Here is a 19904-nt window from a genome sequence, read left to right as displayed (position 1 = left end):
CAGGGCTTCGGGACGCGGGACGCGCCGACGCGCCGGACGCGCCGGGCCCCGCGGCCCCGGCGCGTCCGCGCGCGCACGGGCGGGCTACTCGCGGATGCCGATGCCCTCGACCGGACGGGTGCGGCGCAGCAGCCGGCCGATCGGGAGCATCGTGGAGAACAGCGCGAGCACCGCGGTCCCGCCGATGATCGTGACCCAGCCGAGCGCCGGGACGTACGGGACGCGCTGCCCGGCGACGGCGTTGACGACCGAGGAGAGGGTCACCGCGGCGATCAGCGCGCCGATCCCGATCGACACCCCGAGCAGCGTCGCCTGTTCGGCGTGGACCATCCGCTTGACCTGGCCCTTCGTTACCCCGACCAGGCGCAGCAGCGACAGTTCACGGGTGCGGGCCAGGGCCGCCATGATCAGGGTGTTGGCGGCGGCGAGGATCGCGTAGCCGACGAGCACGGCGATCAGCATCTTGTTCAGCCAGGAGTTGATCTCCATGTCCTTCGCGAGCGCACCGGTGAAGTCGCCGGTGCCGGTCACGGCGCTCCCCGGGTACTTCTGCGCGAGCCGCGCCAGGGCCGGGCCCACGTCCGCGTTCGGCGCGGTGCCGATCAGGACGTGGTCGTCGAGCCCGGTCATCGTGTGCCCGGCGAGCGCCGAGTTCGGCAGGGTGACGTCCCCGAACCCGAAGCCCCGCTCGTAGATCGCGACGACCTCGAACGTGACGGACGTGCCGTCGCCGAGCCAGAACCGCGCGTCGCCGCCGATCTCCCACTTCGACATGTCCGCCTGCGACGACGACACCGCGACGGTGCCTTCGCGCAGGTCGGCGAGGCTGCCCGACGTCACGTCCAGGTCCATGGTCTTGTCCGCGCCCCGCGGGTCGATGCCCTGCGCGACGACGGCCATGCCCTCGCCCATGAACGGGACGATCACGGACGTGCGGCGCACGCCGGTCGCGGCGGTCACCCCGGGGATCCGGCGGGCTTCCTCGGCGGCGGCCGCGGGCAGCCCGGCGGAACCGACGAGGGCGTGCCGGGCGAGCGTGCCGTCCTCGTTCTGCTCGACGGTCTGGCGCTGCAGGTTGTCCTGGAGGAACCAGACGCTGCCGCCGAACCCGACGGACAGGACGAGCGCGGTCAGCACCGCGACCATGCCGCGGGCGTTCGCCCGCAGGTTCGCGGCGGCGAGGTAGCCGCTGTTGCCCCAGATCACCCGGAGGAAGGGCGCCGAGCACGTGGCGGCGGCCCGGTTGATCCACGGGGCGAGCAGCGCGACCGCCAGCACGAACATGTACAGCATGCCGACCGCGGCGCCCATGGCCGTCTGGCCGTTCGTGCCCCCGGCGACGAAGATCAGGATCACGGCGCCCGCGAGGAACGCCCCGCCGAAGATGATCCGCAGCCGGCCGCCGAGTTCCCGCTCGACCGCCGCCTCGCCGAGCGCCTCGGTGGGGCGGATCCGGGTGGTGCGCAGCGCGGCGATCCACGCCGACAGCAGCGCGACGGCGGCCACGGCCGCGATCACCACCGGCGCGGCGATCAGCCCCGGGCTCACCGTGAAGTCGACGGGGACGAACCCGCGGTCGACCAGTTCGCCCTGCACCCAGCGCGCGGCGGCGAGCCCGGACGGGACGCCCACCACCGCGGCGAGCACGGCGAGCATGCCCACCTCGCCGAGGATCAGCGCGCGCACCTGGCCGGGGGTGGCCGCGATCGCCCGCAGCAGGGCGAGGTCGCGGCGGCGGTGCCGGACCGACAGCCCGACGGTCGCGGCGACCACGAACGCGATGATCATCGCGGCGTAGCCGCCGAACGCGCCGCCGGCCTGCAGGAGCAGGTCCTTCGCCGCGCCGACCTGCGGCTGCTCGGCCATTCCCCGCTCGTCCCCGGCGTACGCCGTCGCCCCGGCCTCCTCCGCGACCTTCCGCACCCCGGCGAGCACGGCATCGTCGTCGGCGCCCTTCTCGGCGAGCACGCCGACGGCGTCGAGGGTGCGCGGGGACGGGTCGAACCGCGCGGCCTGCGCGTCGGTGAAGAACAGCGCCGCCGCCACGCCGGGCATTTCACCGGCGTCGACGACGCCGCTCACCCGGAACCGGTGCGCGGCCCCGCCCGTGACGATCGTCGCGGTGCTTCCGGGCCGCAGCCCGCCGGACTCGGCGAGCCGGGCGTCCACGGCGATCTCGCCGTCGGCCCGCGGCGCGGTCCCCGACACGACCCGGTACGGGGCGAGCGCCGCGCTGCCCCAGCCGTGCCCCATGGCGGGCGTGTCCGGCGCGGTCGTCACCACGGCGGCGACGGAACGGTCCGCCACCGCGGTCGCGACGCCGGGCACCCGCGCGATCCGCCGCGCCAGCTCGCCGGGGACGCCGCCGCGTTCGGGCAGCGGCAGCGTGGTGGACTCCGTCTCGCCGAACATCTCGGTGGTGATGGTCAGTTCGCGCTGGGCGACGACGGCGGTCGCGTCGCCGTACCGCTGCGGCGTCCCCTTGTAACGCAGGCCCGATTCGGCGAGGATCCCGCACACCGTGAGGATCATGACCCCGGCGGCGAGGGCGAGGAACGTCGCCACGAACGTCCCCTTGCGGAACCGCAGCATCTGCAATGCCAGGCCGAGCACGGGTCAGCCCTCCCGGTTCGGGGCGGGACGGCGGCCGAGGTTCGCGAGCTGCTCGGCGATCGCCCGCACGCCGGGCTGCGGCATGTCGGTGACGATGCGGCCGTCGGCGAGGACCATGACGCGGTCGGCGTAGGACGCGGCGACCGGGTCGTGGGTCACCATGATGACGGTCTGCCCGGTGTCGTCGACGACCGCCCGCAGCAGCGCCAGCACCTCCGCGGCGGTCTGGGTGTCCAGCGCCCCGGTCGGCTCGTCGCAGAAGATCACCTCGGGACGGGTGGCGAGCGCGCGGGCGATCGCGACCCGCTGCTGCTGGCCGCCGGACAGCTCCGTCGGCCGGTGCCGCAGCCGCTGCCCGAGCCCGACCCGCTCGATCACCTCGGCGAGCCACGCCTGCTCCGGCTTGCGGCCCGACAGCCGCGACGGCAGCAGGATGTTCTGCTCGACGGTCAGCGCGCCCACCAGGTTGAACGCCTGGAAGATGAACCCGACCCGGTCGCGGCGGAGCCGCGTCAGCTGCTTCTCCGACATCGACGACAGGTCGGTGTCGCCGATCCGGACCCGTCCCGACGTCGGCCGGTCCAGGCCCGCCGCGCAGTGCAGCATGGTGCTCTTGCCGGAGCCGGACGGCCCCATCACCGCCGTCATCGTGCCGCGGCGGAACCGGGCGTCGACGTTGTCGAGCGCCGTGACGGGCTGCTCGCCGCCGTAGATCTTGCTGACGCCTTCGACGCCGACGGCGTCGCCGGGGTGACCGGCGGGACCGGGGCGACCGGCGTTGCCGGCCACGGGGATGTCGGCTGGGGACATTGACATGGTGCGGGTGCCTTCCAGGGAGCCGTTTTCGACGCCCTTCGACGCTATGGAGAGCGCCGATCCGCAACAATGCAGCCTGTGGCCCATGTGGAGTAGTGCAGGCACTACCACGCGCCGTACCCGCGTACCCGCGTACCCGGTACGTCCCGGCGTGCGGAGATGAGTATCCGTACTCTGTCCGGCGGGCGGTCGCCGCGGCGAGCATCGACGTATGACGAAGCGAATCGCGATCGGAACGGCCGCCTTCCTGCTCCTCTCGGTGGCCGCCGCCGCCAACTGGGCCGCCTGGCTCGGGTGGGACCAGCACCGCGACGTCCTGCCGGACGGCAGCGAGACCGGCCCGTACCAGGTGTGGCAGGTCGCGGGCCTGATCGTGGTCCTGATCGCGCTGACCGTCGCCGCTGCGGCCCTCCGGCACCCCGTCGCGGCCGTCGCCGGACCCGTCCTCGGCACGATGGTCGCCCTGTGCGCCGACTGGTCGGACGACTCGTCCGGCCTCTGGCTCGTCGGGGCCTGCCTGGCGTTCGCCGGTCTGCTCGCGGGTGCGGTGACCGTCACCGTCGTGGTGCACGCGGCCGCACGGAACCGGTCCGGCGGCCTCCCGGCGTGACGTCCGGCGTGACGGCGGCGGCCCGCTACCTACGCGACGGGTTCGCGCCGCGGGCCGAGCCACCGCCCGAGTCGTCCCGCCCACGCCGCCGTGAGCTCGTCGATCCGGCGCAGGTCGCCCTCCGCGACGGCCAGCCCGGGGGTGACCACGGTCGCGCCCAGCTCCACCAGGAGCGGGCGCAGGTGCACCTCCACGGCCAGCGCGTGGACGGGGGAGCCCACCACCATCAGCGGCAGGGCGACGACCCGCGCGAGGGCGCCGGTGTCGATCCGGTCGAGGAACGCCTTCAGCAGGCCCGTGTAGGTCGCCTTGTACGTCGGGCTCGCCACGACCAGCAGGTCGGTCTCGGTGACCCGCCGCACCGCCTCGGCCACGGCCGGGTCGTCGCCCGGGAACAGCCGGGGCGCCAGGTCGGCCAGCTCGATGACGTGCGGTTCCGGCCCGCCGCCCGCGACGCGCGTCGCGGCGCGCGCGGCGCTGAGCGCGGCGAGCGACGTGCGGGAGGAGGGGCGCGGGTTGCCGACGAGGACGGTCGTGGACGGGGCGTGGGCGGACATGTCGTGCTCGGACCTCCGGGAACGGACGGGACGGCGGGGGCGTGGGGAAGCGGGGACGCGGTGGGGGATCACGGGTGCCGCACGAATCCGCCGAACGCCGCCCCGTGGTAGAGCAGCGGCGACTCCCGCCGGTTCAGCAGCGCCCGCCGGACGCGCCCGACGACGAGCCAGTGGTCGCCGATGGCGTGCGTTTCGTGCCGGTCGCAGATGAGGTGGGCGGTCGCGTCGTCGATCAGCGGGACGTCCCGCGGGCCGGGCCGCCACGCCGTCGGCGGGGCGAACCGGTCGGCGCCCCGGGCTGCGAAGCGGGCCGCCAGCCCCGCCTGCCCCTCCGCGAGCAGATGCACGCCGAAGACGCGGGCGCGGTCGAGTTTGGGCCAGGTGGCGGACGTGTCGGCGATGTAGAAGGAGACCAGCGGCGGGGCGAGGCTGACGCTGGTGAACGAGGTGGCGGTGAACCCGACGGGTTCGCCGTCGACCGTCGCGGTGACGGCGACCACCCCGCTGGCGTGGCGTCCGAGCGCCTCCCGGAACGACCCCGCCTCGACGGACGGTGCCTCGGGGGACGGTGCTTCGACGGACGGGGCGGCGTGTGCGGTGGTCATCTGGGCGTTCTCCTTCGCGGTCGGGGGTCAGCCGGCGGCGACCGCGTACCGGCTCGCCGGGCGGGGGAGGCCGTAGTGGTCGCGGAGGGTGCCGCCGGTGTACTCGGTCCGGAACAGGCCCCGCGCCTGGAGGAGCGGGACGACGTCGTCCACGAACCGCTCCAGCCCGGACGGCAGCACGGCGGGCATGACGTTGAACCCGTCGGCGGCCCCGGCGGTGAACCAGTGCTCGATGGTGTCGGCGATCTGCTCCGGGGTGCCGGCGAAGGTGCGGTGGCCCCGGCCGCCGCCGAGGCGTCCGATCAGCTCGCGCACCGTGAGGTTCTCCGACCGGGCGAGTTCGACGATCAGCGTGTACCGGCTCTTCGCGCCCTCGATCTCGTCCTCGGCGGGCAGGTCGGACGGCAGCCGGGCGTCCAGCGGCAGCCGTTCGGGGTCGACGCGCAGCGTCTCGGCGAGCTGGAGGCGCGCGTATTCGGGGGAGATGAGCCGGTCGAGTTCCGCTTCGAGCGCCCGCGCCTCCCGCTCCGTGGCGCCGATGACCGGGACGATCCCGGGGAGGATCTTGACCTGGTCGGGGTCCCGGCCGAGGTCGGCCGCGCGGCGCTTGACGTCCGCGTAGAAGGCCCGCGCGTCGGCGAGGGTCTGCTGCGCGGTGAAGATCGCCTCGGCGTGCCGGGCGGCGAACTCGCGGCCGTTCTCCGACGAGCCCGCCTGCACGAGCACGGGGTGCCCCTGCGGCGGGCGCGCGGTGTTCAGCGGCCCGTGCACCCGGTAGTGGTGCCCGGCGTGCTCGATCGGCCGCACCCGGTCGGCGACCGCCCATGTCCCGGCCGCCTTGTCGCCGACGGCGGCGTCGTCGGCCCAGCTGTCCCAGAGCCGCCGCGCGACCTCGACGAACTCCGCCGCGCGCTCGTACCGCTCGCGGTGCGCGGGGAGCTCGTCGAGGCCGAAGTTGCGCGCGCGTCCAGGGTCGCGGTCGTCACGATGTTCCAGCCCGCGCGGCCGCCGCTGATGTGGTCCAGCGAGGCGAACCGGCGGGCCAGGTTGTACGGGTCGTTGTAGGTGGTCGACGCCGTCGCGATGAGCCCGATGTGCGTCGTCGCGGTCGCCATCGCCGCCAGCAGGACGGTCGGTTCCAGCGTGCTCGACGGGCGGCGGCCGACGTCGCCCATGAGCGAGGGGCTGTCGGCGAAGAACACCGAGTCCAGCAGGCCGCGCTCGGCGGTCCGCGCGAGCCCGGTGAAGTACGCGGCGTCGTGCGTCACGAAGGGGTCGGCCGCCGGGAGCCGCCACGCCGCCTCGTGGTGTCCGTTGCTCATCAGGAAGGCGTTGAGGTGCAGCCGTCGTTCCGCGGTCATCGGTCCGGTCCTCTCCTTCCGCGCCGGGTGAACCGGCGGCGGTCTCATAATTTCCTGCTAATCCTACTTTTATAGTAGGAAATATTGAAAGAAGTGTGCGGGTCCGGCCCGGTCGCCGCGCCTGGGCCGGACCGGACCCGCATCCCGGGGGAGACCGCCCGGACCGCCTGCTCGGTCCGTGCCTCCAGCAGGGTCACCCCCGGAGCGGGGCGTGCCGTCCGGTCAGTCCGGCGGCGGGCAGCCCGGCGGCCGCCCAGGCGCGGAACCCGCCGGCGACGTCGGTCGCGCGTGCCAGGCCGAGATCCTGGAGGGACGCGGCGGCCAGGCTGGAGGTGTACCCCTCCGAGCAGAGGACGATCACCCGCACGTCGTGGCCGGTGGCCTCCGGGAGACGGGCCGCGCAGGCCGGGTCGAGCCGCCACTCCAGGACGTTCCGCTCGATCACCAGCGCACCGGGCACGTGCCCCTCCGCGGCCCGCTGCGCCGCGGGCCGGATGTCGACCAGCAGCGCGCCGCGCCGCACTCCTCGTGCGCCGCCGCGGGGTCGAGCCGCCGCAGGCGGGCCCGCGCGGCGTCGAGGACCTCGTCGATCGTCCGCGTCGCCGGCCGTCCCGTCACCACTGGCCCGCCTCCTCGGTGACGAGCCGGACGAGCCGTCCGCCGACGAGGTCGTAGCGGTTCATGGTCGACAGCGGCGGCGAGTACGCGTGGACGCTGATCGCCGGGGCGTCCGAGACGTTGCGGACCTCGTGCACGTAGTCGGCGCCGAACGAGCGGGAACCGCCCGGCGACAGGTGCCGCGCCGCGCCGAGGTCGCGTTCCTCCAGCGTGCCGAGCGCGACCGCGAACGCGCCGCGCGACCCGCCGTGGTCGTGCAGGCCGGTGGACTGGCCGGGCAGCCAGCTGATCAGCCAGATCTCGTGGTCGCCGTCGTGGTGCAGCCGCTCGTACCAGCGTCCCTGCGGGTCGAGCCGCACGCGCGGCAGCCACTCGTCGCAGTTCTCGGCCAGCTCCGCGACGGTGCCGGACAGCGCCGTCTCCAGCCTGGACGGTGCCGCGTCCGGTGCCGTGTTCTCAGCCGTGGCCGTGGTCGGCGTCATTCCTCGGGGTCCTCTCCGTTCGGTTCCGTTCCGCGCCGCGCGCCCCGCCGGACGGGGCGGGCCGACACAGGCCGCTCGCGAGCCGTCCGAGGTCGAGGTGCGGTCGTCGCCACAGAGGGAGATCCCGGTGCATGTTCAGCATCATGACGTGGTTTTCCTATTTAGTCAATCGGAATAGTCGGCTGTGCTTCCGGACGGCGGCGCGGACGCGAGGTCGCGCACGTGGCCGGGCAGCTCGCCGACCGTGAGATCGGCCAGCGTCGTCTCGTCGAGGACCCGGTGCAGGGCGGTGTCGGCGGCCCGCCACAGCGTTTCGAGCCGCACCGTGCGCGGCGACGCGAGCCGCTCGGCGGCGTCGCCGTCGCCGTCGAGCCGGGCCAGCGAGGTGTCCATCGCGCGCACCACCTCGCCGACCGTGATCTCGGCGGACGGCCGGGCCAGCCGGTAGCCCCCGTCGTGCCCGCGCCGGCTGCGGACGAGCCGGGCGCGGCGCAGCTCGCCGAGGATCGTCTGCAGGAAGTTGAACGGCAGTTCCTCGGCCTCCGCGAGCGCCGGGGTGCTGATCGTCTGGGGCTCGATCGCCGCCATGGCGAGCATGGCGCGCACCGCGTAGCTGGTGCGGGCGGTGATGTACAAGCTCGGCTCCGGTGATCGGCTCGGTCAGCACGCCGGTGCCGCGGCCGCGTGCGGAGCGGGACGGACGTGGACCCGCGCCCCCGCCGCGACGCCGAGCCCGTCGGCGGCGTCCCGGGTGAGCTGCGCCCACGCCGGGTGCTCCCGCCCGTCCCCGTCCTTGACCAGGAACTCGACCCGGACCTCGAAACCGAGCCGGACCACCCGGGTGACGGTGGCGGGGCTCGTGTCCGGTCCCGCGTCGGCCGCCAGCTCGACGTCGTGCGGGCGCAGCAGGACGCCGTCCAGCTCGGTGACGGGCCCGAGGAAGCGCATGACGAACGGCGAGGCGGGGTTGTCGTAGATGTCGCCCGGGCTGCCCGCCTGCTGCACGGCGCCGTCGGCGAGGACCACGATCGTGTCGGCCACCTCGATCGCCTCCTCCTGGTCGTGGGTGACGAAGACGGTGGTGACGTGCACCTCGTCGTGGAGCCGCCGCAGCCACGTCCGCAGCTCCCGCCGCACCTGCGCGTCGAGCGCACCGAACGGCTCGTCCAGCAGCAGCACCTCGGGCTCGACCGCCAGCGCGCGCGCCAGCGCCATCCGCTGCCGCTGCCCGCCGGACAGTTGCGCTGGGTGCCGCGAGGCGAACTGCTCCAGGTGGACGAGTTCGAGCAGTTCGGTGACGCGCCCGCGGATCTCGGCCTTCGGCCGCTTGCGGATCTTCAGCCCGAACGCGACGTTGTCGAAGACGCTCATGTGCTTGAACGCCGCGTAGTGCTGGAACACGAACCCGACGCCGCGGCGCTGCGGCGGGAGCAGGGTCGCCTCCCGTCCGGAGATCACGACCCGCCCGGAGTCGGGCCGCTCCAGCCCCGCGATCACGCGCAGCAGGGTGGACTTCCCGCCGCCGCTCGGCCCCAGCAGCGCCGTCAGCGAGCCGGGCGCGATGTCGAGATCGATATCGCGCAGTACCCGGGTCCCGCCGAACGACTTGTTGACTTCACGGATCTCGATGGCCATCAGCCGCCGTCCTCGGATCGTAGGAGCTTGGTCGCCAGCAGACTGGCGATCGCGATCGCCGCCAGCGCGAGCGCGGCGGCGTACGAAGCCTGCACGTCGAAGTTCTCGAAGCGCTCCTCGACGAACAGGGTCAGTGTCTGGGTCTGGTCGACGACCCGTCCGGAGACGACGGCGACCGCGCCGTACTCGCCGAGGGCCCGGGCCAGGGACAGGACGATGCCGTAGCCGAGGGCGGCCCGGATGCTCGGCACGGTGACGCGGCGGAAGGTCTGCCAGCCGCCCGCCCCCAGCGTCCGCGCCGCCTGCTCCTGCTCGTCCCCCAGCTCCTCCAGGACCGGGACGATCGCGCGCACGACCAGCGGCAGGCAGATGAACACCGTCGCGAGGACCATGCCCGGCGTGGAGAAGATGATCTGGAAGCCCCGCTCCTCCAGCCAGCCGCCGAACCAGCCGAACCGTCCGTACACCAGGATCAGCGCCAGCCCGACCACCACCGGGGACACCGCGAGCGGCAGGTCGATCAGCGCGCCGAACAGGCCCCGGCCCGGGAAGCGGTGCCGGGTCAGCAGCAGCGCGGCCAGGACGCCGAACACGGTGTTGAGCACGACGGCCCAGCCCGCGACCACGGCCGTCAGCCGGAGCGCGTGCAGCGCCGACCGGGACGTCAGCGCCTCGACGACCGGCCCGACGCCCTCGCCGAACGTCCGCCACGCGATCATCCCGACCGGGAGGATCAGCAGGAACAGCAGGTATCCCAGCGCGACCGTCCGCAGCGCGTACTTAGCCACGGCGCGCCCCCCACCGGTTCACCAGGCCGATCAGCAGCAGCACCAGCAGCGAGACCGACAGCAGCGCGGTCGAGACGGCCGCCGCCCCGGCGGTGTCGTTGCTCTCGATCCGGCCGAAGACCTGGACGGCGGCGACCTGCGTCTGGAACGGGATGTTGCCCGAGATCAGCACGGTCGAGCCGAACTCGGCGACCGAGCGGGTGAAGGCCAGCGCCGTCCCGGCGAGCATCGCCGGCAGCAGGTTCGGCAGGATGATCCGCCGGAAGACCGTCCAGGGACCGGCCCCCAGCGACGCCGCCGCCTGCTCCATCTCCGCGTCCAGTTCCCGGAGGACGGGCTGGACGGTGCGGATCACGAACGGGAGCGTCACGAACAGCAGCGCCACGACCAGCCCGGCCCTGGTGTAGGCGAGCGTGAGGCCGAGCGGGCTCTCCGGCCCGTACAGGGTCAGCAGCACCAGGCCCGCCACGATGGTGGGCAGCGCGAACGGCAGGTCGATCAGCAGGTTGAGCAGGCCCTTGCCGGGGAAGTCGTCGCGCGTCAGCACCCACGCGATCAGGGTGCCCATCACCAGGTTGATCAGCGAGACCACCAGCGACAGCCCGATCGTGAGCTTCAGCGCCGCCCACGCGTCCGGGGTGGTGACCGCGTCCCAGAAACCGCCCGGCCCCTGCTCGGCCGCCGTCCACACCACGGCGGCCAGCGGCAGCAGTACCACCGCGCTCATGAAGATCGTCGCCGTGCCCAGGCCGAGCACCGTGCCGCCGCGCCCCCCGAGCGCGAGCGGCAGGCCCGGACGGACGGGCGTTCTCGTCGTTTCGGTCGTCGACAACGGAGTTCTAACCCTCCGTCGAGACGCCGACGCTCTTCTCGACGCCGACCATGAGGCCGTCCTTCGGGTCGAAGAACTCCGTCGAGACCTTCTCCCAGCCGCCGAGGTCGGCGATGGTGAACAGGCCGGGCGGCGCGGGGAACCCCTCGGCGCCGGGCACCCCCTCCACCACCGGCCGGTAACCGTTCTCGACGAAGATCTCCTGCGCCTTCTCGCCGCGCAGGAACTTCAGGAACGCCTCGGCCTCGGCCGCGTGCTCGCTGTTCTTCGTCACGGCCACCGGGTTCTCGATCAGGATCGTGGACTCGGGGACCGTGTAGTCGATCGGCTGCTTCTCCTGCCGGGCGAAGATCGCCTCGTTCTCGTAGGCCAGCAGCACGTCGCCCTTGCCGCCGCTGAACGTCTGGAGCGACTTGCGGGCGCTGGAGTCCTGCACGGGCACGTTCTTGAACAGCGAGTACAGGTAGTCGACGCCCGCCTTCCGGTTCGCGCCCCCGTCCGACTTCGCGCCGTACCCGGCCAGCACGTTCCAGCGGGCCCCGCCGGAGGTGAACGGGTTGGCGGTGATCACCTCGATGCCCGGCTCGACCAGGTCGTCCCAGGTCTGCACGTTCTTCGGGTTGCCCTTCCGGGTGGCGAGGACCACCACCGAGTCGGTGACCATGCCCTTGTGGGGGCCGCTGTTCCAGGTCTCGGCGACCAGGCCCGCCTCGACGAGCTCGGTCATGTCCGGTTCCAGGGACAGCGCGACGATGTCGGCCTCCAGCCCGGCGGCGACCGCCCGCGTCTGCTCGCCGGACGACCCGAACGACTTGGTGAACGTGACGTTCTCGCCCTCGGGCGTCTTCCGGTACTCCTCGATGATCTCCTCGTACGCCGCCTGCGGCGTCGAGTAGGCCACCAGCGACAGCCGGACGCCGCCGCCCGCGTCGCCCGATCCGCCGCAGGCCGTCAGCCCCGCGACGATCGCGGCCAGCACCAGCCCCGCACCCACTTTGCGTCCCGGCATGAGAACTCCATATTTCCTACTTGTTTGACGGGGATAGCATGGATCTTCGGAGTGGAGGCGTCAAGTCGGACTCTCCGGACGGCGAATTCCTGTTGAAGGTGGTGGGTTGTGCAGAGAACCCGGATGGATGGACGCCCCGAGCAGGGGAACGGGTCGGGGAGCATGGGCAGAATCGTCAAGGCGCTGCCGCCCGACCGGTTCGCCGTGCACGGCACCAACGCCGAGATGCGCTGGGACGCCATGCGCGGCGCGGGCCTCCTCGTGCCGAACGACCGCTTCTTCGTCCGCGACCACACCCGGACGCCGCTGATCGACGCGCGGACGTGGCGGCTGCGCCTGTTCGGCGACGGCCTGCGGGGCGCGCCCACGCGCGCCCGCGCCGTGGAGTTCGGGTACGCCGACCTCCTCGCCATGCCGTCCCGCACCCTCGACGCGGTGATCGAATGCGCGGGCAACGGCCGCGCCCTCTTCGCGAGCCAGCAGGACACGCCCATGCCGGGCATCCCCTGGGGGCTCGGCGGCATCGGCGCCGCACGCTGGCGCGGGGTCCCGCTCGCGGCCGTCCTCGAACGCGCCGGGCTGCGCGCGGACGCCGTCGACGTGCTGGCGTCCGGGCTCGATCCGGACTTCGTCCTCGACGGCGAGAACCTGGGGCGCGTGCGCAGGCCGCTGCCCGTCGGCAAGGCGCTGGACGACGTCCTGATCGCCTACGAGATGAACGGGGTCCCGCTGCCGCCCGACCACGGCTTCCCGGCCCGGCTCGTGGTGCCCGGCTGGGTCGGCATCGCCTCGATCAAGTGGCTCGGCGAGATCGAGGTCGCGCGCCGTCCGCTGCCGTCGCCGTGGACCACCCGCATGTACCGCATGTCCGGACCGGGGCACCCGCCCGGCGGCGGCCCGGCGCTGACCGAGCAGGTCGCCAAGAGCGCGTTCGAACTCGCATGGGACGAGCGCGTCCCGCTCGGCCGTCCGGTCGTCCTGACGGGACGGTCCTGGTCCCCGCGCGGCCCCGTCCACGGGGTCGAGGTCAGCGTGGACGGCGGCGCGAGCTGGCGGCCCGCGCGCCTGCGGGACGGCGACACCGCGTGGAGCCGCTGGAGCCTGGAGTGGTGTCCGGACCGGACGGGCCCGGTCGTGCTCGCCGCCCGCGCCGTCGACGCGACGGGCGCCCGCCAGCCCGTCCGGTCGGAGCCCAACGACGACGGCTACCTGTTCGCCGCCGCCGTCCACCACCGGGTCCAGGTCACCTGACCCCGCCCCGACCAGGTCCGACCGGTTCGGCCGGGTTCGGTACGACGGCCCGGATCGGCGTCGGGGAGCGTCGCGGGGTGGCGCAATGCGGCGGGTGCTCGGGTGTCGGTGCAGGTGGCGGGGGGTGTGGCGCGGAGCGGGGGTGGCGGAATCCGTACCCTATTCCACTATTCCTACTCATTTAGTATGTTGTTCGCCGTGAGCAGGAACGACGCGGTGCCCGAACCTCCGTCGCTGTCGGACGCCCGGCGGCGGCGGGCGGACCGGGCCCGGCAGATCGCCGACGTGCTGCGCCGGCAGGTCCTCCACGACGCGTTCCCGTCCGGGGCGCTGCCGTCGGAGCCCGACCTGGTGCGGGAGTTCCGCACCACGCGCAACGCCGTCCGCGACGCCCTCGGGCTGCTGCGCGCCGAGGGGCTGGTCGAGCGGTGCCCGGGCGTCGGCACGATGGTGACGACCGCGAAGTACCCGCACGGGCTGGAGCACCTGCTCGGCCTCGCCGAGACGCTCGGCGCGCACGGCGAGATCGGCAACCTCGTCCGGACGGCCGGGCTGACCGATCCGCCGCGCGAGATCGCCCGCCGCCTGCGGGTGCCGGACGGGGAGCGGGTCGTCTACATCGAGCGGCTGCGGCGGCTGAACGGCGACCCGCTGTCGCTCGACCTGACCTACGTCGTCCGCGACCTCGGCGAGCCGCTGCTCGACGAGGACCTGGCCGGCAACGACATCTTCGTCCTGCTCGAACGGATCGCGGGGCAGCGGCTCGGCCGCGCCGACCTCACCGTCGAGGCGGTCAACGCCGACCCGCACTCGGCCGCGACCCTCGACGCCCACCGCGGCGCCGCGCTGCTGATGGTCGAACGGCTGACGCACCTCGCCGACGGGCGTCCGGTGGACCTGGAGTACATCCGGCTCCGCGGCGACCGCATCACCCTGCGCGGCACGGCGCGGCGCGGGCCGACTTCCGCCTGACCCCGCACGACTTCTGGAGGAACCGCCATGTCGCTGGTGAACAACCGCGCCGACGTCCCGGTGACGGTCGACGAGGCCCTGTGCATCGACGGCTGCACGCTGTGCATCGACGTCTGCCCGCTGGACGCGCTCGCCGTCCACCCCGAGACCGGCAAGGCGTACATGCACGTCGACGAGTGCTGGTACTGCGGCCCGTGCGCCGACCGCTGCCCGACGGGCGCCGTCACCGTGAACATGCCCTACCTACTTCGTTGAGGACCCAATGAAACGGAAGACGACAGCGGCCCTCGCGGCCCCGGCCGCCGCCGCGGCGATCGCGCTGGCGGCCGGGTGCACCGTGGCCGGGAACGCCGCCGCCGGGGACGGCTCGACGAGCGTCGTGGTCGGGTACCAGTCGAAGACGATCAACACCGTCACCGCCGGGACGCTGCTGCGCTCGCTCGGGTACTTCGAGAAGCGCCTCGGCGAGCTGGGGAAGTCCGGCGGGCGCGACTACGAGGTCGTCTGGAAGGACTACGAGACCGGCGCGTCGATCACCGCGCAGATGCTCGCCGGGAAGATCGACATCGGGTCGATGGGCGACTATCCGCTGCTCATCAACGGCACCCGCTCGCAGGGCCTCGGCGCGGACGCGCGCACCGAGCTCGTGTCGGTGACCGGCTACAACATGCGCGGCTCGCTGAACGGCGTCGTCGTCGCGGCGGACTCGCCCGCCCGTTCGCTCGCCGACCTGAAGGGGAAGAGCATCTCGGCGAGCGTCGGGTCGGCCGGGCACGGCACGCTCGTCCAGGCGCTCGGCGACTACGGGCTGAAGCCGGACGACGTCACCGTCGAGAACCAGGAGCCGTCGGTGGGCGCGTCGGCGCTGCAGGCCGGGAGCGCCGCCGGGCTCGCCCAGTTCGTCGCCTGGCCGGGGCTGCTGGTGCAGCAGAACGGGGCGCGGCTGCTGTACGACGGCGGCGCCCTCGACGTGCCCACCTTCCACGGCGTGGTGGTGCCGCACGAGGAGGCCGAGGGACGTCCCGAGGTGCTGCGGGCGTTCCTGCGCGCGCAGATCGACGCGACCCGGTACCTGCACGAACACCCGGTGGAGGCCGCCGAGTCCGTGGCGGCCGAGACCGGGCTGCCCGCCGAGACGGTGTACCTCTACAACGGCGCGGGCGGCGTGGCGACCTTCGACACGACGATCAAGCCGCGGCTGCGCGAGGCGCTGGGCCACGACGTCCCGTTCCTGAAGTCGATCGGGGTGCTGAAGGGCTCGATCGACCTGGAGTCGTTCGTCGACGACGGCCATATCCGGCAGGCGTACGGCTCCGGATACGACGAGGCCGTCGCGTCCACCGCGAACCCCGCGGCGATCAAGGGCACCGACCGGGTCTGCGACGAGGAGGCCGGGGACCCGGCGAAGGCGGGCGAGGTGTGGGTCGCCGGGGAGAAGGCGACCCGCCCGGCCGCGAGCCCGGTGTGCCTGCTGCGCAACGTCCGCGACGTCCGGACGGACGGCGGCGAGCTCCGCGCCGCGTACGTCCCGGACGCGACGACCGGCACCCGCTGGTTCGCCGACCGGATGACGTGGGTGGAGAACCCGGAGGCGAACGAGGACGAGCGGTTCGAGCCGTTCGCCACCGTCGAGCAGGCGCGCGAGTACATCGACGCCCACTCCGGATCGAAGACCGTTTCCTACGAAGAGGCGGTGAAGCGCGCATGACCGCCGTGACCGAGGGGGACGCCGCGCCCGTCCCCGCGACGGCGCCGGACCCGCCGGACGGGACGGCGCGGCGTTCGTCCATCGGCGCGGCGCGCTGGGCGGTGCGGGGCGCGTCGCTCGCGGGCGCGCTCGTCCTGTGGCATCTGCTCACCGCCGCGGACGTGCGGCTGTGGGTCCGGTTCGACCGGTTCCCCGGGCCGGTGGAGGTCGCGGACGAGTTCGGGCGGCAGCTTCGGCAGGGCCAGTTCTACGCCGACGTGGCGCAGAGCCTGGTGCGGATCCTCAGCGGGTTCGGGCTCGCCGCGGTCGTCGGCGTCGCGGTGGGCGTCCTGGTGGCGCGGTCCCGCTGGGCGAGCGACCTGCTGCAGCCGCTGTTCGAGGTGGCCCGGCCGATCCCGGCGATCGCGCTGGTGCCGGTCGCGATCCTGCTGTTCCCCGCGAACGAGCAGGGGATCGTGTTCATCACGTTCACCGCGGCGTTCTTCCCCGTCCTGGTCAGCACCCGGCACGCGGTGCGGGCGCTGCCCGACACCTGGGAGGACGCCGTCCGCACGCTCGGCGGCGGACGGGCGCGGGTGCTGTTCCAGGTCGTGCTGCCGGGCGTGCTGCCCGGCGTGTTCGGCGGGCTGTCGGTCGGCATGGGCGTCGCGTGGATCTGCGTCATCTCCGCGGAGATGATCTCCGGCGACTTCGGTGTCGGCTACCGCACCTGGCAGGCGTACACGATCGTCGACTACCCCGGCGTGCTCGTCGGGATGATCACCATCGGGCTGCTCGGCCAGCTCACCTCCGGCGCGGTCGAACTCGCCGGACGGCGGGCGACCCGCTGGCTGCCCGGACGAGAGGGAGGTGCCCGGTGACCACCGGACTCGAACTGCGCATGACCGGCGTCTCCGTCGGCTACGGCGGCGCGCCCGTGGTCGCGGGCCTGAACCTGGACGTGCGCGCCGGCGAGTTCCTCGTCGTCGTCGCGCGTCCGGCGGCGGCAAGTCGACGCTGCTGCGCACGCTGGCCGGGCTGCTCCCGGCGGTGTCCGGCCGGATCACCGCCGACGGGACGCCGGTCACCGGACCGTCCCGCGACCGCGCCCTGGTCTTCCAGGAGGACGCGCTGCTGCCGTGGCGCACGGCGCGCCGCAACGTCGAGCTGGCCCCGGCCATCGGCGGCGTGCCGCGCGCCGAGCGGCGCCGCGTCGCGGGCGACTGGCTCGACCGGGTCGGCCTCGGCGACGCGGCCGGACGGTTGCCGCGCGAACTGTCGGGCGGGATGCGGCAGCGCGTCCAACTCGCCCGCACCCTGGCCGCCGCGCCGCGCGCGATCCTGATGGACGAGCCGTTCGGCGCGCTCGACGCGCAGACGCGCGGCGCGATGCAGCGGCTCCTGCGCCGCGTCCTCGCGGGCGACCCCCGCCACCGTCGTGTTCGTCACCCACGACGTGGACGAGGCGCTGCTGCTCGGCGACCGCGTCGCGGTGCTCGGCGCCGCCGGGATCACCGCCGAGTTCCCGCTGCCCGCCCGCGCCGAACGCGCCGGCGGCCCGCCCGAAGGGCTGCGCGAGCGGATCCTCGCCGAACTCGGCGCGGCCCCCGCCGGGCCCGCCGCCGAACCCGAACTCGTCTCCGAAGGGACCCGCTGATGCGCATCCCCGATGTCTCCGAACGCCGCGAGCTGAGCTGCGACGTGCTGGTCGTCGGCGGCGGCACCGCCGGGACGATGGCCGCGATCACCGCGGCCGAACGCGGCGCGTCCGTCCTGCTGCTGGACAAGGCGCACGTCCGGCACTCCGGCGCGCTCGCCATGGGCATGGACGGCGTGAACAACGCGGTCGTCCCCGGCAAGGCGACGCCCGAGGACTACGTCGCCGAGATCACCCGCGCCAACGACGGGATCGTGAACCAGCGCACCGTCCACCAGACCGCCACTCGCGGCTTCGCCATGGTGCAGCGGCTGGAGGGGTACGGCGTCAAGTTCGAGAAGGACGCGCAGGGCGAGTACGCCGTGCGGCGCGTGCACCGGTCGGGCAGCTACGTGCTGCCGATGCCGGAGGGCAAGGACGTCAAGAAGGTGCTCTACCGGGTCCTGCGGCGCCGCGCGATCCGCGAGAAGGTCACCATCGAGAACCGGGTGATGCCCGTCCGGGTCCTCACCCGCGAGGGACGGGCGGTCGGCGCGGCCGGGTTCGACACCCGCACCGGCGAGTTCGTCACCGTGTCCGCCGGGGCGGTCGTCCTGGCGACCGGCGCGTGCGGACGGCTCGGCCTGCCGGCCAGCGGCTACCTGTACGGCACCTACGAGAACCCGACGAACGCGGGCGACGGCCACTCGATGGCCTACCACGCGGGCGCGGAGCTCAGCGGCATCGAGTGCTTTCAGATCAACCCGCTGATCAAGGACTACAACGGGCCCGCGTGCGCGTACGTCGCGAACCCGTTCGGCGGCTACCAGGTGAACGCCGCCGGGGACCGGTTCGTCGACTGCGACTACTGGTCGGGCCAGATGATGGCCGAGGTCAAGCGGGAGATCGACTCGGCGCGCGGACCCGTCTACCTCAAGCTCACCCACCTGCCGGACGAGACCCTCACCGAGCTCGAAGGCATCCTGCACAGCACGGAACGCCCCACCCGCGGCACGTTCCACGCGGGGCGCGGGCACGACTACCGCACCCACGACGTGGAGATGCACATCTCGGAGATCGGCCTGTGCGGCGGGCACTCCGCGTCCGGGGTGTGGGTGGACGAGCACGCGCGCACGACCGTCCCGGGCCTGTACGCGGCGGGCGACCTCGCGTGCGTCCCGCACAACTACATGATCGGCGCGTTCGTCTACGGCGACCTGGCCGGGGAGCACGCCGCCGCGCACCTGGCCCCGGGCCCCGCCGACGACGCCCAGATCGCCGCCGCGCACGAGCTGATCTACCGGCCGCTGCGCCACCCGGACGGCCCGCCGCAGACCCAGGTCGAGTACAAGCTGCGCCGCTTCGTCAACGACTACGTCGCCCCCGCGAAGACGGCCCGCAAGCTGGAGATCGCCATCGAGACGTTCGACCGGATGCGGGACGAGATCGCGGCGATGGGCGCCCGCACGCCGCACGAGCTGATGCGCTGCGTCGAGGTATCGTTCATCCGCGACTGCGCCGAGATGGCCGCGCGCGCCTCGCTGGGCCGTTCCGAGAGCCGCTGGGGCCTCTACCACGACCGCGCCGACCTGCCCGAACGCGACGACGCATCCTGGTTCTGCCATCTGAACCTGCGGCGCCGCGACGACGGGGCGATGGAGTTCGTCACCCGCCCGGTCGAGCCGTACCTGGTTCCGGTCGAGGGCTTCGCGGTGCCCGCGGCCGGGGAGGTCGCCGTCCTCGGGACGATCGGTCCCGAGCGGCGCGCGGCGGGCGTCCGGCGGGGCGCGGACGGCGGTGCGGCGGTGCCCGCGATCGGACGGTCGCCGCGCATCCTGGAACTGCAGCGGCTCGCCGACACCGCGTCCGGACCGGACGCGTTCGCGCCCTACCTCGACGACCCCGACCCCAAGGTGCGGCGCGCCGCGGTCGCGTCGCTCACCGAGGTCGTCCCCGAGGGCGTCGGCGTCGCGCTGGCGCGCGCGCTGGGGGACGGTCACGGTTCGGTCCGCCGGGCCGCCGCGTCCGCGCTGCGCGAGCTCGTCGAGGTGCTGCCCGCAGACGCGGCCCTGCACGACGCGCTGTCGGCCGCGCTGGACGCCGCCGACCCGCTCGTCCGGGCCGCGGTGCTCGAACTGCTGCGCGTCCTGCGGCTGGGGGAGCGCCGGTGTTCGAGAAGGCGCTGCACGACGCCGACCACCGCGTCCGGCTGCGGGCGGTGGACGGGCTCGTCGCGCGCGGCGGACCGGAGTCGCTCGCCCCCGCCGTCACCGACGCGTCCCGCGAGGTGCGCGTCGCGGCGGCGCACGGCCTGGCGTCCCTCGGCGACCCGCTCGGCCGCCCGCTGCTCACCACGCTCGCGGGCGACGAGGACGCGCTCGTCCGGGCCGCCGTCCTGGAGGCCGCCGGCCGGGATCGGCTGCCCGCCGCCG

The 19904-nt window shown here is 73.9% G+C and carries 21 protein-coding genes and 3 pseudogenes; 10 read left to right on the top strand and 14 right to left on the bottom strand.

Going from position 1 to position 19904, the window contains the following annotated elements; genetic code table 11:
- Positions 1-84: 84 nt before the first annotated feature.
- Positions 85-2613 (bottom strand): FtsX-like permease family protein, encoded by a 2529-nt coding sequence (locus BJF79_RS09015; RefSeq protein ID WP_075896202.1) that lies wholly within the window; start codon positions 2611-2613, stop codon positions 85-87.
- Positions 2614-2616: 3 nt separating this feature from the next.
- On the bottom strand, positions 2617-3423 hold the full coding sequence (locus tag BJF79_RS09010) for an ABC transporter ATP-binding protein (RefSeq protein WP_410050061.1): 807 nt from the start codon (positions 3421-3423) through the stop codon (positions 2617-2619).
- Positions 3424-3640: 217 nt separating this feature from the next.
- Between BJF79_RS09010 and BJF79_RS09005 the strand changes: the two genes are divergently transcribed.
- Entirely contained in the window at positions 3641-4039 is a 399-nt protein-coding gene (locus BJF79_RS09005; protein WP_075896198.1) for a hypothetical protein, read from the top strand.
- Between the two features lie 29 nt (positions 4040-4068).
- Here the strand turns inward: BJF79_RS09005 and BJF79_RS09000 are convergent, their stop codons facing one another.
- The 12 genes and pseudogenes from BJF79_RS09000 to BJF79_RS08955 form a co-directional block, all read right to left on the bottom strand.
- On the bottom strand, positions 4069-4596 hold the full coding sequence (locus BJF79_RS09000; protein ID WP_075896196.1) for an NADPH-dependent FMN reductase: 528 nt from the start codon (positions 4594-4596) through the stop codon (positions 4069-4071).
- A 68-nt stretch (positions 4597-4664) separates the two neighbouring features.
- On the bottom strand, positions 4665-5201 hold the full coding sequence (locus BJF79_RS08995) for a flavin reductase family protein (RefSeq protein ID WP_075896194.1): 537 nt from the start codon (positions 5199-5201) through the stop codon (positions 4665-4667).
- Positions 5202-5228: 27 nt separating this feature from the next.
- Positions 5229-6197 carry an NtaA/DmoA family FMN-dependent monooxygenase gene (locus BJF79_RS08990; RefSeq protein ID WP_316043306.1) on the bottom strand — a complete coding sequence of 323 codons (969 nt, stop codon included), beginning with the start codon at positions 6195-6197 and terminating at the stop codon, positions 5229-5231.
- A 41-nt stretch (positions 6198-6238) separates the two neighbouring features.
- Positions 6239-6523 (bottom strand): annotated as a pseudogene (locus tag BJF79_RS65390) (LLM class flavin-dependent oxidoreductase); the annotation flags it as partial.
- 232 nt (positions 6524-6755) lie between these two features.
- The gene (locus BJF79_RS59055) at positions 6756-7022 is read right to left on the bottom strand and encodes a rhodanese-like domain-containing protein (RefSeq protein ID WP_262401744.1); all 267 of its coding nucleotides are present in this window, start codon (positions 7020-7022) and stop codon (positions 6756-6758) included.
- On the bottom strand, positions 7004-7180 hold the full coding sequence (locus BJF79_RS59050; protein ID WP_262401743.1) for a hypothetical protein: 177 nt from the start codon (positions 7178-7180) through the stop codon (positions 7004-7006). Before BJF79_RS59050 ends, BJF79_RS59055 begins: the two co-directional genes overlap by 19 nt.
- Positions 7177-7662, bottom strand: coding sequence for a cysteine dioxygenase (locus BJF79_RS08980; protein ID WP_075896192.1), 486 nt, complete (start codon positions 7660-7662; stop codon positions 7177-7179). Before BJF79_RS08980 ends, BJF79_RS59050 begins: the two co-directional genes overlap by 4 nt.
- Before the next feature lie 165 nt (positions 7663-7827).
- The gene (locus tag BJF79_RS08975; RefSeq protein ID WP_075896190.1) at positions 7828-8298 is read right to left on the bottom strand and encodes an RrF2 family transcriptional regulator; all 471 of its coding nucleotides are present in this window, start codon (positions 8296-8298) and stop codon (positions 7828-7830) included.
- Between the two features lie 24 nt (positions 8299-8322).
- Positions 8323-9297, bottom strand: a complete 975-nt coding sequence (locus BJF79_RS08970) for a sulfate/molybdate ABC transporter ATP-binding protein (RefSeq protein WP_075896188.1) — start codon at positions 9295-9297, stop codon at positions 8323-8325.
- On the bottom strand, positions 9297-10085 hold the full coding sequence (locus tag BJF79_RS08965; protein ID WP_075896186.1) for a sulfate ABC transporter permease: 789 nt from the start codon (positions 10083-10085) through the stop codon (positions 9297-9299). The genes BJF79_RS08970 and BJF79_RS08965 overlap by 1 nt, the downstream gene beginning before the upstream one ends.
- Positions 10078-10917: a sulfate ABC transporter permease subunit CysT gene (gene cysT / locus BJF79_RS08960; protein WP_083733284.1), complete on the bottom strand. Its 840-nt coding sequence runs from the start codon at positions 10915-10917 to the stop codon at positions 10078-10080. The genes BJF79_RS08965 and cysT overlap by 8 nt, the downstream gene beginning before the upstream one ends.
- 7 nt (positions 10918-10924) lie before the next feature.
- Positions 10925-11926: a sulfate ABC transporter substrate-binding protein gene (locus BJF79_RS08955; RefSeq protein ID WP_075896184.1), complete on the bottom strand. Its 1002-nt coding sequence runs from the start codon at positions 11924-11926 to the stop codon at positions 10925-10927.
- Between the two features lie 162 nt (positions 11927-12088).
- Here BJF79_RS08955 and BJF79_RS08950 point away from each other — a divergent pair, with 162 nt between their 5' ends.
- The 9 genes and pseudogenes from BJF79_RS08950 to BJF79_RS65380 all read left to right on the top strand — a co-directional run.
- The gene (locus tag BJF79_RS08950; protein ID WP_075896182.1) at positions 12089-13177 is read left to right on the top strand and encodes a sulfite oxidase; all 1089 of its coding nucleotides are present in this window, start codon (positions 12089-12091) and stop codon (positions 13175-13177) included.
- A gap of 216 nt (positions 13178-13393) precedes the next feature.
- Positions 13394-14149 carry a GntR family transcriptional regulator gene (locus BJF79_RS08945; protein WP_262401742.1) on the top strand — a complete coding sequence of 252 codons (756 nt, stop codon included), beginning with the start codon at positions 13394-13396 and terminating at the stop codon, positions 14147-14149.
- 27 nt (positions 14150-14176) lie between these two features.
- Entirely contained in the window at positions 14177-14404 is a 228-nt protein-coding gene (locus BJF79_RS08940; RefSeq protein ID WP_075896179.1) for a ferredoxin family protein, read from the top strand.
- A 7-nt stretch (positions 14405-14411) separates the two neighbouring features.
- A complete protein-coding gene (locus BJF79_RS08935; RefSeq protein ID WP_075896177.1) occupies positions 14412-15857 on the top strand; it encodes an ABC transporter substrate-binding protein in 1446 nt (481 codons plus the stop codon).
- Positions 15854-16717 carry an ABC transporter permease gene (locus BJF79_RS08930; protein WP_083733282.1) on the top strand — a complete coding sequence of 288 codons (864 nt, stop codon included), beginning with the start codon at positions 15854-15856 and terminating at the stop codon, positions 16715-16717. The genes BJF79_RS08935 and BJF79_RS08930 overlap by 4 nt, the downstream gene beginning before the upstream one ends.
- Positions 16707-17135, top strand: a pseudogene (locus BJF79_RS65385) (ATP-binding cassette domain-containing protein); the annotation flags it as partial. The gene BJF79_RS08930 and the pseudogene BJF79_RS65385, both read left to right, overlap by 11 nt.
- 139 nt (positions 17136-17274) lie before the next feature.
- Complete coding sequence (locus BJF79_RS59040) at positions 17275-17493, top strand: hypothetical protein (protein ID WP_262401746.1); 219 nt, start codon at positions 17275-17277, stop codon at positions 17491-17493.
- A pseudogene (locus tag BJF79_RS08920) lies at positions 17493-19628 on the top strand (fumarate reductase/succinate dehydrogenase flavoprotein subunit); the annotation flags it as partial. The gene BJF79_RS59040 and the pseudogene BJF79_RS08920, both read left to right, overlap by 1 nt.
- An 11-nt stretch (positions 19629-19639) precedes the next feature.
- Positions 19640-19904 (top strand): HEAT repeat domain-containing protein (locus BJF79_RS65380; protein WP_316043305.1); only part of this gene is annotated, 265 nt, incomplete at its 3' end.

It is taken from the genome of Actinomadura sp. CNU-125 (assembly GCF_001942465.1).
Classification (GTDB): domain Bacteria; phylum Actinomycetota; class Actinomycetes; order Streptosporangiales; family Streptosporangiaceae; genus Spirillospora.
Note: the sequence above shows the minus strand (reverse complement) of the source record. Positions and strands in the feature narration are given on the sequence as shown.